Origin of the sequence: Citrobacter sp. RHBSTW-00859 (genome assembly GCF_013729795.1) — a bacterium.
GTDB classification, from domain to species: domain Bacteria; phylum Pseudomonadota; class Gammaproteobacteria; order Enterobacterales; family Enterobacteriaceae; genus Citrobacter; species Citrobacter braakii.
Genome location: NZ_CP056284.1, coordinates 157,575 through 171,311 on the forward strand (window position 1 = coordinate 157,575; position 13,737 = coordinate 171,311).

Here is a 13,737-nt window from a genome sequence, read left to right on the forward strand (position 1 = left end):
TTACTCAGGCTGCTGTTCCAGCGCCTGAGTAAGTTGCTGGCGGATCTCTGCTAACATCTCATCAAGAATAAACTGTACCCGCCACGGCTGGTATTCACGTTTGCGGAAAATCACCACCAAATCCAGCCACCATTCATGTTGTTCTGAGAAACATGGAACCAGCGACCCGGATTCAATATCTTTTTGGATACTCGCATTTGGCGCAAAAACAATGCCCAGATGGTTACGTGCCAGCGCCAGTGCAGACTGTGTATTGTCGCAGACATAATTTCCGGTCACCCGATAATCGTGCATCTCCTTGCCTCCGGCTGAAGTGAAACGCCAGATATTAGCCTCATCTATCATCATGGAATCAATCAGGATACAGGAATGTTCTTCCAGTTCATCAGGGCTACTAATAGGATGTGCTTTGATATACTCAGGGCTGGCAAAAGCCGTCACCGCATATTTAGTAATGAAACTGGCAACCAGAGATTCATCTTTAGGATGTGCATAGGTGATTAAAATATCACAATCTTCAGGAAAGTCGACACCTTCAAAAAATGCCTTTCGTTCCAGGTTACATGTTTTAAGTGAGAGACTAATTCCACCGATATCCTGAATTTTTGCGATCACATGTTGCGATAAATAAGCAATTATGCCCGTCGGAGCATATACGGTTACCCGGCCACGTTTTTCGTGCTTATAATCAGCAATGAAATTATTGAGCTGATCGTTTCTGTCCAACATGTCATTGATGTAAGGAAGCAGCGCCGTACCAAATGGCGTGAGGGTGAGCTGTCGGGTGGTGCGGTCAAATACCTTTAGTCCAACTTTTGATTCAAAATCAGCAAGATACTTACTAACGTTGGCTTGTGCGATGCCGAGAACCGTAGCGGCATGACTGATGTTTTCACTGGCAGCAATTACCGAAATAATCTTCAGTTCCCGGTGTTTGAGTTGTAATTTGTTCATCGCCAAACCCAATATATATAATTTTGTATATATTACTATATAAATATGAATCTTGCATCGATGAAATTGTAAGCATTATTATGCACGCGTTTTGTATCTTATTTTAAAATGGAATGTGGGCATGTTAATTAAACGCAATATTGTGGCGCTATTCGCCTTTTCATTTATGGCGAGCGCAACTGCCGCAGAATTTTCTATTGGCGGCGGCGCTGTATATAACGAATCTCCTTATCGTGGATATAATGATAACGTTCACGCAGTACCGCTTGTCAGTTATGAAAGTGAATCATTTTATTTTAGGCAAACAACGTTAGGTTATATTCTTTCAAAAAATGAAAGTAATGAATTTAGCATTACTGCCTCGTACATGCCGCTTGAGTTTGATCCGGGTGATAACGACGATCAAGCGATGAAGCAACTGAACAAGCGTGACGCAACCGCGATGGCGGGTGCTGCATGGTATCACCATGAGAAATGGGGCAGCGTGAAAGTCTCCGCAGCAGCGGATGTGCTGGACAACAGCAACGGTTGGGTTGGGGAAATGTCTCTGTTTCGCCAAATGCCGATGGGCAAGCTGACGCTGACGCCGGCGATTGGCGTGCTCTACTATGACGAAAACTTCAACGAATATTACTACGGCTTCTCTGGCAATGAATCCCGCCGTAGTGGGTTATCAAGCTACTCCCCTGGCGATAGCTGGACACCGTATGTTGGCCTGTCCGCTAAATACGCATTGACCAGCAATCTGACGCTGCTGGCCAGCGCCAACTATAGTGCGCTGCCAGATGATATTAAAAATAGCCCGATGGTTGACCGTGATGACAGCTTTACCTTTATGTCCGGTCTGACCTGGCGTTTCTGATTCTCACCCGTTTGTCCTCAGGGAGGAGGGCAATCTTTTCAATGCGGTAGACCGGATAAGACCCGAAGCATCGTCATCCGGCATGCCTTCAGTTACTACTCGTTTACCCAGATACGCATTTCGCTGTTTCGCCAGTTCTTACGCGAGCAGGAAAATATTCATCGCAGCGTTGCGTTGGAACTGATCCTACTGCTGATTTTGCAGCAAATCTCCGCGGCGGCTAGCGAGCAACCCGCAGATAGCCCCGGTAATGCGCTGGCATGGAAAGCGCAACAAATAATCCACACCCAGTTCCACCTGCCGATTAGTGCTTCAACTCTGGCGAAAGAACTGTATTGCAATGCGGATTATCTGGGGCGTGTATTCCGTAGCGCTTTCAGGCTGACGCTAACTGAAGCATTGCATCGCCAGCGGGTAAGGGCGGCAGAAAAACTGTTGATCAGTGGCTCGCTGTCGCTTACCGAAGTGGCGATAAAATGTGGATTTAATGATGTGGGTTACTTTCGCAAAATCTTTCGCAAGCATACCAGCCTGACACCCGCGGCGTGGAAACGGCGCTATTGCAAAGAGCATATTAATAGCGCCTGACCCGTTACTGCCCGTAATACGCATTCACGCCGTGTTTGCGCAGATAGTGTTTATCCAGCAACTCCGACTGCATATCCGGCAACTGAGGGGCTAACTGGCGCGAGAACAGCCCCATGTAGGCGCACTCTTCGAGCACCACCGCGTTATGTACGGCGTCTGCGGCATCTTTACCCCAGGCGAACGGACCGTGTGAATGCACTAATACCGCCGGAACCTGCAGCGGATTAAGATCGCGTTGCTCAAAGGTCTGAATAATGACCTCACCGGTTTGATATTCATATTCGCCGTTAATCTCCTCAACGGTCATCAGACGAGTACACGGAATAGAACCATAGAAATAATCGGCATGTGTGGTGCCCCATGCCGGGAGATCAAGACCCGCCTGTGACCAGATCGTCGCGTGGCGTGAATGGGTGTGGACGATCCCACCGATTTCAGGGTAGCGACGGTACAGCGCCAGATGGGTTGGCGTGTCTGAGGAGGGTTTTTTACTGCCTTCAACCACATTGCCGCTGGCAATATCCACCACCACCATATCGTCGGCGGCCATCACGTTATATTCCACGCCGGACGGCTTAATCACCATCAGCTTACGCGTTTCATCCACCGCGCTGACGTTACCCCAGGTAAAGGTGACTAAACCATGAGCCGGAAGCGCCAGATTGGCCGCCAGCACCTCGGCCTTCAGTTGTTCTAACATGGAAATCCTCCTTCCTGCATACGTGCTTCTATCCAGCGTCGCGCCTGGATAATTTCCAGTACCGGCTCATTCGCTTTTTCAGTCCACATTTCAATCAGAAACGATCCGCGATAGTTCAGCTCATGCAGCGTTTTAAAGATACCGACAAAGTCCACGCACCCTTCGCCAAAAGGCACATCGCGAAACTGGCCCGGATGGGTTTCGGTTACCGGTAGCGTGTCTTTCAGGTGGATAGCGGCGATACGGTCGATGCCCAGCGTCAATTCGGCAGTGACGTCATTTCCCCAGGCGCTGAGATTGCCTACGTCCGGATAGACGGTGAACCACGGCGATGACAGCATTTCGTCCCACTTTTTCCACTTGCTAATCGAGTTCATAAAAGCGGTATCCATAATTTCTACCGCCAGCATGACCTGCGCGGCGGCGGCTTGCTCGACTGCCCATGCCAGCCCTTCGGCAAAGCGCTGCTGCGTACCTTCGTCATGTTCCTCGTAATAGACGTCGTAACCTGCCAGTTGAATGGTGCGAATACCGAGATCGCGCGCCAGACGAATAGCTTTGGTCATGATGTCGCGCGCCCGAACGCGGACTGATTCATCGCGGCTGCCAAAGGGAAAACGGCGGTGGGCGGACAGGCACATTGAGGGGATTGCCACGCCGGTTTCCAGCATCGCGCTCACCAGCGATGCGCGCTGAGCGGGGCTCCAGTCGAGACGCGACAGACGTTCATCGGTTTCATCCACCGACATCTCGACGAAATCAAAACCGCAGCTTTTCGCCAGCACCAAACGCTCCGGCCAGGAGAGGTCTTTCGCCAGCGCTTTTTCATAGATACCTAACGGATGATTACGCATACTGTGCTCCCCAGATGGCGTCGATTTGCGCATGGAATTCAGCGGCAACCTGCGTTGGGTTTTGCGCCCCAGCCAGCGCGCGTCCGGCGATAAAGGCTTTGACGTTGATATCGCGAAACAGCGGCAGGTCGGCGGGCGTAATCCCGCCGGTAATCGACAACTCCAGACCGATATCGGAAAGCGCTTTCATGCGCGCCAGATCCGCTTCTCCCCACTGTTGCCCGCTGGCCTGGGCATCGCGCCCCCGATGGTAAATCGCCTGGCGAACTCCAACGTGATACCAGTCACGGGCGTCATCCAGCGTCCAGTTGCCGAACAGTTCCATCTGAATTTCGCCGCCGCAGGACTGCGCGACGCCATGGCCTTTCTCTACCGTCGCCAGCGGCGCAGCGCAGATGATGGTCATCCAGTTAGCGCCAGCGCCAAACGCTTGCTGTGCAAGGGTTTCGCCCGCATCGGCTACCTTCCAGTCGGCGACGATGATTTTATTTGGGCACTGGGCGCGCAGCGCTTTGACGGCGCTAAGGCCTTCGGTTAAGCAGAGAATCGTTCCCGCTTCAACGATATCGACACTTTCTTGTAGCAGTGCGACATCGCGCTGGGCTGCCTGCAGGTTGGTGTGGTCGAGCGCCAGTTGCAGTAATGGTCGACTCATCATTCATGCTCCTTAATGCGGGCGTGATAGCCCTGTAGTGCGGTAATTAAATTCTGGTATTGGCGGTATTTGCGCTGGTAGCTCGCATGCGCGGCGGCGTCTGGCAGCAGTGTGCGCACTGGGTGCTGTAAGCTGCGCTGCGCGTCGCTGAAATTGTGATAAACGCCGGTGCCTACGCGGGCGGCGAGTGCTGCACCAAAGCAGCCGGTCTCTTCAATCTGTGGCAGCTCGATACGTAAGCCGCTGACGTCTGCCAGCATTTGCATCCAGATGTCGGAGTGCGCCGGACCTCCGGTGACGCGCAGGGTATGTGCCTGCGTAAAACGTTCACGCATGCGGTTCAGGTGGGTCATGTGGCTGAAAACCACGCCTTCGTAGATGGCCTGTAATAAGTGGGCGCGAGTGTGTATAGCCTGCATGCCATAAAAGCCGCTGGTCATCTCCAGCCCGGCGTTACTGCCGTACAAAAATGGCAGGAAGAAAAGCGCGCTACCGGCTTTCGGTAAGCTAGCAACGGCCTGATTAATTTCATCAAAAGAGAGCTCACCCCACTGAGCGGTAAACCATTCCAGATTGCCGGAGGAGGTCGGACTGGCTTCATGAACGATGTACTGCCCGTCATTCACATAGCGGCCATAAACATAGGGATGAGGCTCGTGGTCGCGCAGCCTGTGAGCGATCCCGCTGGTGACAGCCCACGTTCCCATCACCGCGTTAAGGGTGTGCTCATCTTCGATACCGGCGCAGAGTGCGGTGGAAACCACATCAAACAGGCCGCCGACGACGGGCGTACCCGCCGCCAGACCGGTGATGGCGGCTGTCTGAGCGGTGATTTCCCCGCATATTTCTGCTGACCCCACGATGGGGGGCAGGGCATGGTCGATTTCACTGATACCCAGCCACTGAGTCAGCCTCGGGTCGTACTGACCCGTGGTCATGTTGTAGAGGTTCGACTCGGAGATATTGCTCTCTTCGCAGCCTTTGACGCCGGTTAAGCACCAGCGCAGGTAGTCATGACCCATCATGACGCTACCAATTTGCGCGTAGCGCTGAGGGGTGTTCTCTTTCACCCAGCGCAGGAGCGATGCCGGATGCCCGGTCCACAATGTCTGGCGGGTGACCGGGTAGAGCTGCTCAGGGATCCCATCCTGCTGCCAGCGCTGTACGATGTCCATCGCACGTCGGTCAGAAGAGAGAATGGCATTACCTAGCGGCTTATCTTGCTTATCAAGAAGGAACAGGCCTTTGCCCTGAGCGGATATACCGACACCTTTGATTTGCTCGCCGCAGACACCTGTACGCTTTAACAGCCCGGCAATGGTCGCGACGCACTGTTGCCACAGTTGATGCATATCGCGTTCGGCGTACCCGGGGAATGGCGATATTGTCTGCAGCGATTGCCGGTTAATTCCCAGCTCATGACCTTTGGCATCATACAAACCCGCTTTCAGATAGGTCCCGCCGCAATCAATACCCAGCCAGAAGGTCGCTTTCTCACTCATCTTTGTTATCTCATTTTTGCCGGATGGCGCTGCGCTTATCCGGCCTACGACGGTTGCTACCTGTAGGCCCGGTAAGCGAAGCGCCACCGGGCATTGTTTTAAGCTGTACGTTTATGTGGATTCAGTGTATTTAGCGGCGCGGCGCCGGCATCGCATTTCGCTGGCAGCAGCAGGGCCATCAGCGCGGCCAGAGCCAGTGAAATTGCCAGGCAGTAAACGCCCGCATCTTTGCTGTACAGGGTGATGAGTACGCCGACCGCGTAAGGACCGCAAAAGCCACCGAGGTTGCCGAGAGCGTTGATGACCCCACGTGCGCCACCGGCCATTTCCGCGCTGAACAAACGCGCCGGAATAGTCCAGAACACGCCCGCAGCCGATTGCAGGAAGAATCCGCAGCCGACCAGCGCGGCATAAGCCAGCCAGACGTTATTTTTCAGCGCCACAGAGAGGAACATGCACAGGGCAAAGCCAATCAGCGGCAGGCAGACGAACAGCTTGCGTTTACCGGTGCGGTCAGAGAGAGAAGAGAACAGGAACATCCCAGCAATTGCGCCGACGTAAGGCAGAATGGCGAGCATGCCGACCTGCCCCATGCTGCTGTGAGTCAACTCTTTGAGAATGGTCGGCAGCCACAGGGTGTAACCGTAAATCCCGGTCTGATAGAAGAAGTTCAGCGCGATTAGCTGCCACATGGTTTTATCGGAAAGTACTGCGCCCAGAGAGGCATTTTTGACTTCGGTTCCGGCAATGGCTTTTTGCTCGGCGGCCAGCGTTTCCACCAGGTAATTTTTCTCGGCGTCAGAGATCCAGCGCGCTTCCTGCGGACGGTCGTAAACGGTATAGGCCCACAGCACCAGGACGACGACAGACAGTAAACCTTCAATGATAAACAGCCAGCGCCAGTCGAGCACGGTGATGATCCAACCCGAGAGCGGGGCGGTAATGATCCCGGCAATCGGCACAAACATAATCACAATCGCATTGGCGCGACCGCGTTCGGCATCGGGGAACCAATTACTGATCATCGTCAGCACGACCGGCAGCATGCCGCCTTCGGCAACGCCGAGTAAGAAGCGCAAAACCAGCAGTTGATACTGATTCGTGATCAACCCCGTCAAAACGGAAATGACCGCCCAGGCAACCAACGACCAGCCGATAAATTTCTTGCCGCTGCCGTGTACGGCAATTTTTCCGCCGGGAACCTGTAAAAACAGATAGCCGATAAAGAAAATACCACCGGCCAGACCGGCCATGGTGGCGGAAATGCCTAATTCCTCATCCATTCCGCCGGGCATCGCGAATGCGATATTGACGCGGTCCATATAAGAAATAATACAGGCGATGAGAATAGGTGGAATAATCCGTAGCCAGCGCTGACGGGGTATATCTTGAAGTGTAGGGCGAGAGGTCATGTTCATATTAATATTCTCGTAGAGTAGTATTTTATTTTTATAGTTTTGCTTTATTTAATGCGGCGATACCGTCGCGCAATATTGCTACACGATGAGCCACATCTGCATTGGCATTTATTTCCAGTAATTTAATGCCGGCAAATTGCAATGGCTCGGTTCCTGCGCAGGCGAATAATTCGCGGGCATGCTCTGTGGCCATCAGACCTTCTGGACAGAAAGGGGCAAACGGTGCGTGTAAGTCCTGCCACTCGCCGTATTCCCCCGCAAGCGTGGTACCGGAAAACATCAGTGCGCCCAGTTTTCCAGCCCGTTTGGCCTGCTGCGTGTGGGTCAGCGGTAGGGTGAGGTTCCGTCCTTCAATGGCCGATCGCGCCCAGTTAATGCACACGCTGATGTCATACCCGGCAATGACCTCCAGCACGTTGTCCAACGGCAGAAAACCTTTGCGCGGCGCAATACCGGTCATGGCATCACAATGTTCCAGCACCAGATCGCAGGACCAGTCCCAATTGGCTATCTCTTTAAGCGAACGGGCGAATGCGTCGGTGGCCTGCGCAACATCTGGATTGCTGGCACAGGGGGCGGCATGCAGCTCCAGCGCAATCACTTTTCCGGCGTGGGACGCATTGATATGGTTGATTTTCTGCTGCAGATGACGGTAATACGCCACGCAGGCTTTACGTTGTTCTTCGTCGCTGGAAGCCAGCCCAAAAGCGCTGTTTGCGCCACGACGGCGCATGGTTTCCATTATAGCTGTGAGCACGATTTGCCAGTCGCCCGGTGTATGACGTAATAACCATTCGTCGCCTAACGGGTGAAGATGTTCAAGGCAGGGCTGCTCCAGTCCGCGAATATCCGGGGTATCGGCGAGTTGTCGCCAGAAATCCTTCTCTTCCTCTTCACTCTTTTGGTGAAATGAGGGTGCACAGGGGTACGCACCGATAATATAACCGGCATTATTAACGCTCATGTTGTGCTCCTTTTTATAAAACTGAAATAGCGACCTTCACAACTATTTTACGGATCGGCGTGGCGACAGTTTTATGACATGCAGGGCGGTGAACATCCTGCGGGAAAAATATGGCATAACTTCCCGGAATCATTTCAATGAAAGATTCATGTTCGCTGGCGTGATAAAAAATAATATCGCGCTGTTCTAATAACGATTCACTGATTTGGTTATTCCCGGTATCAATGGCGATCCCGATTTTCTCTTCACCCCAGGCCAGAAACTGAATATCCAGATAGCGGCGATGCACCTCAGGACGATTTTCGGCAACGTCACGGGTGGTTAAATCGATAATTTGGGTGATGCTGCCAACTTACTGATTTAGTGTATGATGGTGTTTTTGAGGTGCTCCAGTGGCTTCTGTTTCTATCAGCTGTCCCTCCTGTTCAGCTACTGACGGGGTGGTGCGTAACGGCAAAAGCACTGCCGGACATCAGCGCTATCTCTGCTCTCACTGCCGTAAAACATGGCAACTGCAGTTCACTTACACCGCTTCTCAACCCGGTACGCACCAGAAAATCATTGATATGGCCATGAATGGCGTTGGATGCCGGGCAACCGCCCGCATTATGGGCGTTGGCCTCAACACGATTTTACGTCACTTAAAAAACTCAGGCCGCAGTCGGTAACCTCGCGCATACAGCCGGGCAGTGACGTCATCGTCTGCGCGGAAATGGACGAACAGTGGGGCTACGTCGGTGCTAAATCACGTCAGCGCTGGCTGTTTTACGCGTATGACAGGATACGGAGGACGGTTGTGGCGCACGTCTTCGGTGAACGCACTCTGGCCACACTGGAGCGTCTTCTGAGCCTGCTGTCGGCCTTTGAGGTCGTGGTATGGATGACGGATGGCTGGCCGCTGTATGAATCCCGCCTGAAGGGAAAGCTGCACGTAATCAGCAAGCGTTACACTCAGCGCATTGAGCGACATAACCTGAATCTGAGACAACATCTGGCAAGGCTGGGACGGAAGTCACTGTCGTTCTCAAAATCGGTGGAGCTGCATGACAAGGTCATCGGGCATTATCTGAACATAAAACACTATCAGTAAGTTGGAGTCATTACCATAATTTGCGCGAAGATATTTTTACCGTCGATCTCCACCACGCCCGGCTCCAGTTTTTGAAAATCTGTGGTGCGCAGAAAGTCGAGCGCCCTTTCAATCGCAGCGGGCAAACGGCATGGGTTAGGTTGAGCAATATGTCCGAAGATCATGGTGTTGCTCCTTACAGGGCCTGAATTTTTGCCCAGACGCTGTCGTCAACGGTGATACCGTTCCGGCGATTTTCTTCCAGTAGCTTTGTAAACTCGTGGCCCGGCAGACGGACAGGCGTGTTTTCATCTGCGCGTTCGGCGGTAGTGATGAAATCCATAATCCGCTGTAGCTTGGCATCGCGGGTGGCACCGTCGATCAGCTTATCCACTTCAATGGCGATAAAAATCTGTGAAACGCCATATTCATCGCTGTTATCCTGGGTGACTTCCGCAACGGAGGAGCCATCAGAAAGCAGGGTGGCAATCATATCCAGCACAATCGACAGACCTGAACCTTTCCAGTAGCCCATTGGCAAAATGCGGCGGTTTTTTTCGATAACGCCCGGCTCTTTGGTGAGATTGCCTTCATCATCAAAGCCACCATCTACCGGCAGTTGGCGACCGGCCAGGCGATTCACTTCCAGCATGCCGTAGGAGAACATCGACATCGACATATCAACCATGGTGATTGGTGATGAGGGGATCGCGACGATCAGCGGGTTAGTACCAATGCGGCACTCTTTCGAACCCCACGGTGGCATGACGGCAATCGAGTTAGTCCAGCAGATACCGATGTAACCTTTCTCCGCCGCCTGCCAGCCATAGCTACCGCCGCGCATCCAGTGGTTGGCGTTACGCAGTGCGACCAGGCCAATACCGTGATCGGAGGCCAGCTCAATGGCTCTGTCCATCATCTTTTTCGCCGTCAGGTTGCCGATCGAACGCTGGGCATCCCATTGTTCAATCGCCCCCAGGCTGGTAATGCGTTGCGGTTTGGCCTCAGGAATGATGTCGCCGTTATCCAGTTGCTGAATAAAACGAGGAAAACGATTCACACCGTGCGAATAAACGCCGGACTCGGTGGTGCGCGCAAACATTTCGGCACAGGCATCGGCGGTTTCAACGGCAATACCGCGTGCCAGCAGTACCCGCTTGAACGCATCTTTCAACTGCTCAAAAGTGACTTTCATTCCTGTTTCCTTGTTTAAATTTGATCGCTTTTTTATCTCTGAATTTCACTATGCGAAATCTGATTTCAAATATAGCGATCAAATTTTGACAGATCAACGGGGTGGTCTATTTTTTAAAATCATCAAAATCAAATAGTTGTGTTTTTTCGGTTCAGATCGTGAACTGAAACACACTTTGCGCTACCATCAGAGCGCGACGAAAAGGGGAGCGGAAGCGATGGGCACAAAAGAGAGTGAAATGACGCAAGACAAAGAGAGGCCAGCCGGAAGTCAGAGCCTGTTCCGTGGTTTAATGTTGATTGAGATTCTGAGTAACTATCCGAATGGGTGCCCACTGGCCCATCTGTCTGAACTGGCCGGGCTGAACAAAAGTACTGTGCATCGACTCCTGCAAGGGCTGCAGTCCTGCGGATATGTCACGCCTGCACCTGCTGCGGGTAGCTATAGGTTAACCACTAAATTTATCGCCGTGGGTCAGAAGGCACTATCTTCACTGAATATCATCCATGTTGCCGCACCGCACCTCGAAGCGTTGAATATTGCCACGGGTGAAACAATCAACTTCTCAAGCCGTGAAGATGACCACGCGATTCTGATTTATAAGCTGGAACCGACGACGGGCATGCTGCGTACCCGCGCTTATATCGGTCAACATATGCCGCTGTATTGCTCCGCGATGGGTAAAATTTACATGGCGTTTGGACATGCGGATTATGTGGAATCTTATTGGGAGAGCCATCAGGATCTTATTCAGCCGCTGACCCGCAATACCATTACCGGTTTGCCGGCGATGTACGACGAATTGGCGCAGATCCGCGAAAGCAGTATGGCGATGGATCGGGAAGAGAACGAACTGGGCGTTTCCTGTATTGCCGTACCGGTGTTTGATATTCATGGTCGGGTGCCGTACGCGGTGTCAATTTCACTCTCTACTTCGCGACTTAAGCAGATAGGGGAAAAAAATCTACTCAAGCCGCTACGGGAAACCGCGCAGGCGATTTCCAATGAGCTGGGCTTTACCGTTCGCGATTAGGCGGATCGCCATAGTTGTTCAGGCACCTGACAATATTTAACCGTTTCCCCTGTCCGATCAAAGCGACAGGGGCCGTCTCTCTGGCACTCTGTGGTTTTCACGCAGACGGAGGGAGCAATGAACGCGTTTATTATGGCGGATGCGGCAAAATGTATTGGGTGTCGTACCTGCGAAGTTGCTTGCGTCGTCGCGCACCAGCAAAACCAGGACTGCGCGTCGGTCTCTCCTACTGCGTTTACCCCGCGCATCCGCGTGATCAAAGACGACGCCTTTACGACGGCAGTCGCCTGCCATCAATGCGAGGACGCTCCCTGTGCAAATGTCTGCCCGACGCACGCAATTCGTCGTGAACATGGGCATATCTTCGTTGAACAGGCGCGTTGTATAGGTTGTAAAAGTTGTATGCTGGCCTGCCCGTTTGGGGCAATGAATGTCGTCGCCCGCTCGTCACGGGTGCAGGCGATAAAATGCGATTTATGCTGGCACCGTGATGCGGGACCCGCGTGTGTCGAAGCCTGTCCGACCAGCGCGTTGCAGTGTATAGATGCCGTCAGTATTCAGCGCCAGCGTCTGTGTTTACTACCACAGTAATGTGAGTCCCGACCTGTGGTTAGGCCGGGACTTGCGTTAGCCTTCCTGCCAGGCGCGTTCGATCTCTTCAGCCAGAATCTTCACTCCAGCTTCTATTTTCTCCGGTTCTGGCACGTAGTTCATCCGCATGCACTGATGCGTATGCGGCCAAGGTTTATCCAGACCCGGGAAGAAGTAGTCACCGGGAACCATCAGTACGCCGCGCGCTTTCAAACGCTGATACAACAGTTCGGTGCTGATAGGCAAATCTTTGAACCATAACCACAGGAAAATCGCCCCCTCCGGTTTATGAATAAGGCAGCGATCTTCAGATAAATAGCGGCGAATGATCGCAATCGTCTCCTGAACGCGCTGATAATAAAACGGCTTGATCACTGTCTCGGACAGGCGTAGAAGGTCGTTGCGCTTAATCATTTCGCACATGATTGCCGGACCCATTCCGCCAGGCGCGAGGCTGATAATGCCGTTCATGTTGGTGATGGCGGTGATGATTTTTTCATTCGCGATAATGATGCCGCAGCGGGAGCCTGGTAGACCCAGCTTGGAAAGGCTCATGCACAGCACAATGTTGGGGTTCCACAGCGGGCGCGCTTCGCTAAAGATGATGCCGGGGAACGGTACGCCATAGGCGTTATCAATCACCAGCGGGATCCCATGCTGGTTGGCCAGCCGGTCCAGCTTCATCAGCTCTTCATCGGTGATCACGTTGCCTGTCGGGTTTGTCGGACGTGACACGCAGATCATGCCCGTCTCTTCACCGATGTGCAGGTGTTCAAAATCAACGTGATACTTAAACTGACCTTCTGGTAACAGTTCGATGTTTGGACGCGCGGAGACAAAAAGATCCTCTTCCAGCCCGGAATCGGCATAGCCAATGTATTCCGGAGCTAACGGGAACAACACTTTTTGCGTTGTTCCGTCGGCGCGGCGTCCGGCGAACAGATTGAATAAGTAGAAAAATGCGCTCTGACTGCCATTTGTCAGTGCAATATTTTGTGGCTCGATATCCCAACCCTGCTTCTCACGTAGCAGTTTCGCCAGCTCAGTCAGCAGCTCGGTTTTACCTTGTGGACCATCGTAATTGCAAAGCGCATCAGTGGCTTTGCCGTTTTCCAGCATATCTGCCAGCAGAGACTGAAAGTAATTTTGCATCTCTGGAATTTGCGCCGGATTGCCGCCACCGAGCATGATGGCGCCTGGGGTGCGTAAACCGTCATTAAGGTCCTCCATCAGGCGTGTGATGCCTGAATGGCGGGTAAATTTGTCGCCAAAAAGTGAGAATGTCATAGCAGGTGGTCTGTCGAACTGAGTAGTAAAGTGGCTAACCATAGCGCTACCCATGGCAGGGTGCA

At 52.7% G+C, this 13,737-nt stretch carries 13 protein-coding genes and 3 pseudogenes; 5 read left to right on the plus strand and 11 right to left on the minus strand.

The window, feature by feature from the left end; all coding sequences use genetic code 11:
• The gene (locus HV302_RS00775; protein ID WP_115190065.1) at window positions 1–954 is read right to left on the minus strand and encodes a LysR family transcriptional regulator; all 954 of its coding nucleotides are present in this window, start codon (window positions 952–954) and stop codon (window positions 1–3) included.
• A 121-nt stretch (window positions 955–1,075) separates the two neighbouring features.
• Between HV302_RS00775 and HV302_RS00780 the strand changes: the two genes are divergently transcribed.
• Window positions 1,076–1,816: a MipA/OmpV family protein gene (locus HV302_RS00780; protein ID WP_181626799.1), complete on the plus strand. Its 741-nt coding sequence runs from the start codon at window positions 1,076–1,078 to the stop codon at window positions 1,814–1,816.
• 108 nt (window positions 1,817–1,924) lie between these two features.
• Window positions 1,925–2,404, plus strand: a pseudogene (locus tag HV302_RS00785) (helix-turn-helix domain-containing protein); the annotation flags it as partial.
• A gap of 4 nt (window positions 2,405–2,408) precedes the next feature.
• Here HV302_RS00785 and araD read toward each other — a convergent pair.
• From araD to HV302_RS00820, 7 genes and pseudogenes are all read right to left on the minus strand, one after another.
• The gene (gene araD / locus HV302_RS00790) at window positions 2,409–3,104 is read right to left on the minus strand and encodes an L-ribulose-5-phosphate 4-epimerase (RefSeq protein ID WP_016154942.1); all 696 of its coding nucleotides are present in this window, start codon (window positions 3,102–3,104) and stop codon (window positions 2,409–2,411) included.
• Window positions 3,098–3,958 carry an L-ribulose-5-phosphate 3-epimerase gene (locus HV302_RS00795; RefSeq protein WP_047415838.1) on the minus strand — a complete coding sequence of 287 codons (861 nt, stop codon included), beginning with the start codon at window positions 3,956–3,958 and terminating at the stop codon, window positions 3,098–3,100. The genes araD and HV302_RS00795 overlap by 7 nt, the downstream gene beginning before the upstream one ends.
• Window positions 3,951–4,613, minus strand: a complete 663-nt coding sequence (gene ulaD / locus HV302_RS00800) for a 3-keto-L-gulonate-6-phosphate decarboxylase UlaD (protein WP_047359027.1) — start codon at window positions 4,611–4,613, stop codon at window positions 3,951–3,953. Before ulaD ends, HV302_RS00795 begins: the two co-directional genes overlap by 8 nt.
• Window positions 4,613–6,115 carry an FGGY-family carbohydrate kinase gene (locus HV302_RS00805; RefSeq protein WP_181626800.1) on the minus strand — a complete coding sequence of 501 codons (1,503 nt, stop codon included), beginning with the start codon at window positions 6,113–6,115 and terminating at the stop codon, window positions 4,613–4,615. Before HV302_RS00805 ends, ulaD begins: the two co-directional genes overlap by 1 nt.
• A 98-nt stretch (window positions 6,116–6,213) precedes the next feature.
• On the minus strand, window positions 6,214–7,533 hold the full coding sequence (locus HV302_RS00810) for an MFS transporter (protein ID WP_016154938.1): 1,320 nt from the start codon (window positions 7,531–7,533) through the stop codon (window positions 6,214–6,216).
• Window positions 7,534–7,564: 31 nt separating this feature from the next.
• Window positions 7,565–8,497 carry a DUF4862 family protein gene (locus HV302_RS00815; protein ID WP_181626801.1) on the minus strand — a complete coding sequence of 311 codons (933 nt, stop codon included), beginning with the start codon at window positions 8,495–8,497 and terminating at the stop codon, window positions 7,565–7,567.
• Window positions 8,498–8,510: 13 nt separating this feature from the next.
• Window positions 8,511–8,834 (minus strand): annotated as a pseudogene (locus HV302_RS00820) (YhcH/YjgK/YiaL family protein); the annotation flags it as partial.
• Window positions 8,835–8,889: 55 nt separating this feature from the next.
• On the opposite strand from HV302_RS00820, the gene HV302_RS00825 reads away from it, so the two are divergent.
• Window positions 8,890–9,587, plus strand: a protein-coding gene (locus HV302_RS00825; RefSeq protein WP_223429336.1) for an IS1 family transposase whose coding sequence is annotated in 2 segments (ribosomal slippage) — window positions 8,890–9,139 and window positions 9,139–9,587 — 699 coding nt in all. Because the reading frame shifts where the segments join, the coding sequence is not laid out codon by codon here.
• A 5-nt stretch (window positions 9,588–9,592) separates the two neighbouring features.
• Here HV302_RS00825 and HV302_RS00830 read toward each other — a convergent pair.
• Both HV302_RS00830 and yiaK read right to left on the minus strand, forming a co-directional pair.
• Window positions 9,593–9,751 (minus strand): annotated as a pseudogene (locus tag HV302_RS00830) (YhcH/YjgK/YiaL family protein); the annotation flags it as partial.
• Between the two features lie 11 nt (window positions 9,752–9,762).
• Window positions 9,763–10,761, minus strand: a complete 999-nt coding sequence (yiaK, locus tag HV302_RS00835; RefSeq protein ID WP_016154935.1) for a 3-dehydro-L-gulonate 2-dehydrogenase — start codon at window positions 10,759–10,761, stop codon at window positions 9,763–9,765.
• A gap of 217 nt (window positions 10,762–10,978) precedes the next feature.
• Between yiaK and yiaJ the strand changes: the two genes are divergently transcribed.
• Together yiaJ and HV302_RS00845 are read left to right on the plus strand one after the other, a co-directional pair.
• Window positions 10,979–11,794: an IclR family transcriptional regulator YiaJ gene (yiaJ, locus tag HV302_RS00840; RefSeq protein ID WP_016154934.1), complete on the plus strand. Its 816-nt coding sequence runs from the start codon at window positions 10,979–10,981 to the stop codon at window positions 11,792–11,794.
• A gap of 117 nt (window positions 11,795–11,911) precedes the next feature.
• Window positions 11,912–12,385, plus strand: a complete 474-nt coding sequence (locus HV302_RS00845) for a 4Fe-4S dicluster domain-containing protein (protein ID WP_181626802.1) — start codon at window positions 11,912–11,914, stop codon at window positions 12,383–12,385.
• Between the two features lie 36 nt (window positions 12,386–12,421).
• Here HV302_RS00845 and avtA read toward each other — a convergent pair whose 3' ends face one another.
• Entirely contained in the window at window positions 12,422–13,672 is a 1,251-nt protein-coding gene (avtA, locus tag HV302_RS00850) for a valine--pyruvate transaminase (RefSeq protein WP_032931931.1), read from the minus strand.
• Window positions 13,673–13,737: the final 65 nt, after the last annotated feature.

Excerpts from the sequence above, each read along its gene's own strand:
- araD (WP_016154942.1), bottom strand. The coding sequence starts at position 3,104 with ATGTTAGAACAACTGAAGGCCGAGGTGCTGGCGGCCAATCTGGCGCTT.
- yiaJ (WP_016154934.1), top strand. The coding sequence starts at position 10,979 with ATGGGCACAAAAGAGAGTGAAATGACGCAAGACAAAGAGAGGCCAGCC.
- HV302_RS00795 (WP_047415838.1), bottom strand. The coding sequence starts at position 3,958 with ATGCGTAATCATCCGTTAGGTATCTATGAAAAAGCGCTGGCGAAAGAC.
- HV302_RS00810 (WP_016154938.1), bottom strand. The coding sequence starts at position 7,533 with ATGAACATGACCTCTCGCCCTACACTTCAAGATATACCCCGTCAGCGC.
- HV302_RS00815 (WP_181626801.1), bottom strand. The coding sequence starts at position 8,497 with ATGAGCGTTAATAATGCCGGTTATATTATCGGTGCGTACCCCTGTGCA.
- HV302_RS00805 (WP_181626800.1), bottom strand. The coding sequence starts at position 6,115 with ATGAGTGAGAAAGCGACCTTCTGGCTGGGTATTGATTGCGGCGGGACC.
- yiaK (WP_016154935.1), bottom strand. The coding sequence starts at position 10,761 with ATGAAAGTCACTTTTGAGCAGTTGAAAGATGCGTTCAAGCGGGTACTG.
- avtA (WP_032931931.1), bottom strand. The coding sequence starts at position 13,672 with ATGACATTCTCACTTTTTGGCGACAAATTTACCCGCCATTCAGGCATC.
- ulaD (WP_047359027.1), bottom strand. The coding sequence starts at position 4,613 with ATGAGTCGACCATTACTGCAACTGGCGCTCGACCACACCAACCTGCAG.
- HV302_RS00780 (WP_181626799.1), top strand. The coding sequence starts at position 1,076 with ATGTTAATTAAACGCAATATTGTGGCGCTATTCGCCTTTTCATTTATG.
- HV302_RS00775 (WP_115190065.1), bottom strand. The coding sequence starts at position 954 with ATGAACAAATTACAACTCAAACACCGGGAACTGAAGATTATTTCGGTA.
- HV302_RS00845 (WP_181626802.1), top strand. The coding sequence starts at position 11,912 with ATGAACGCGTTTATTATGGCGGATGCGGCAAAATGTATTGGGTGTCGT.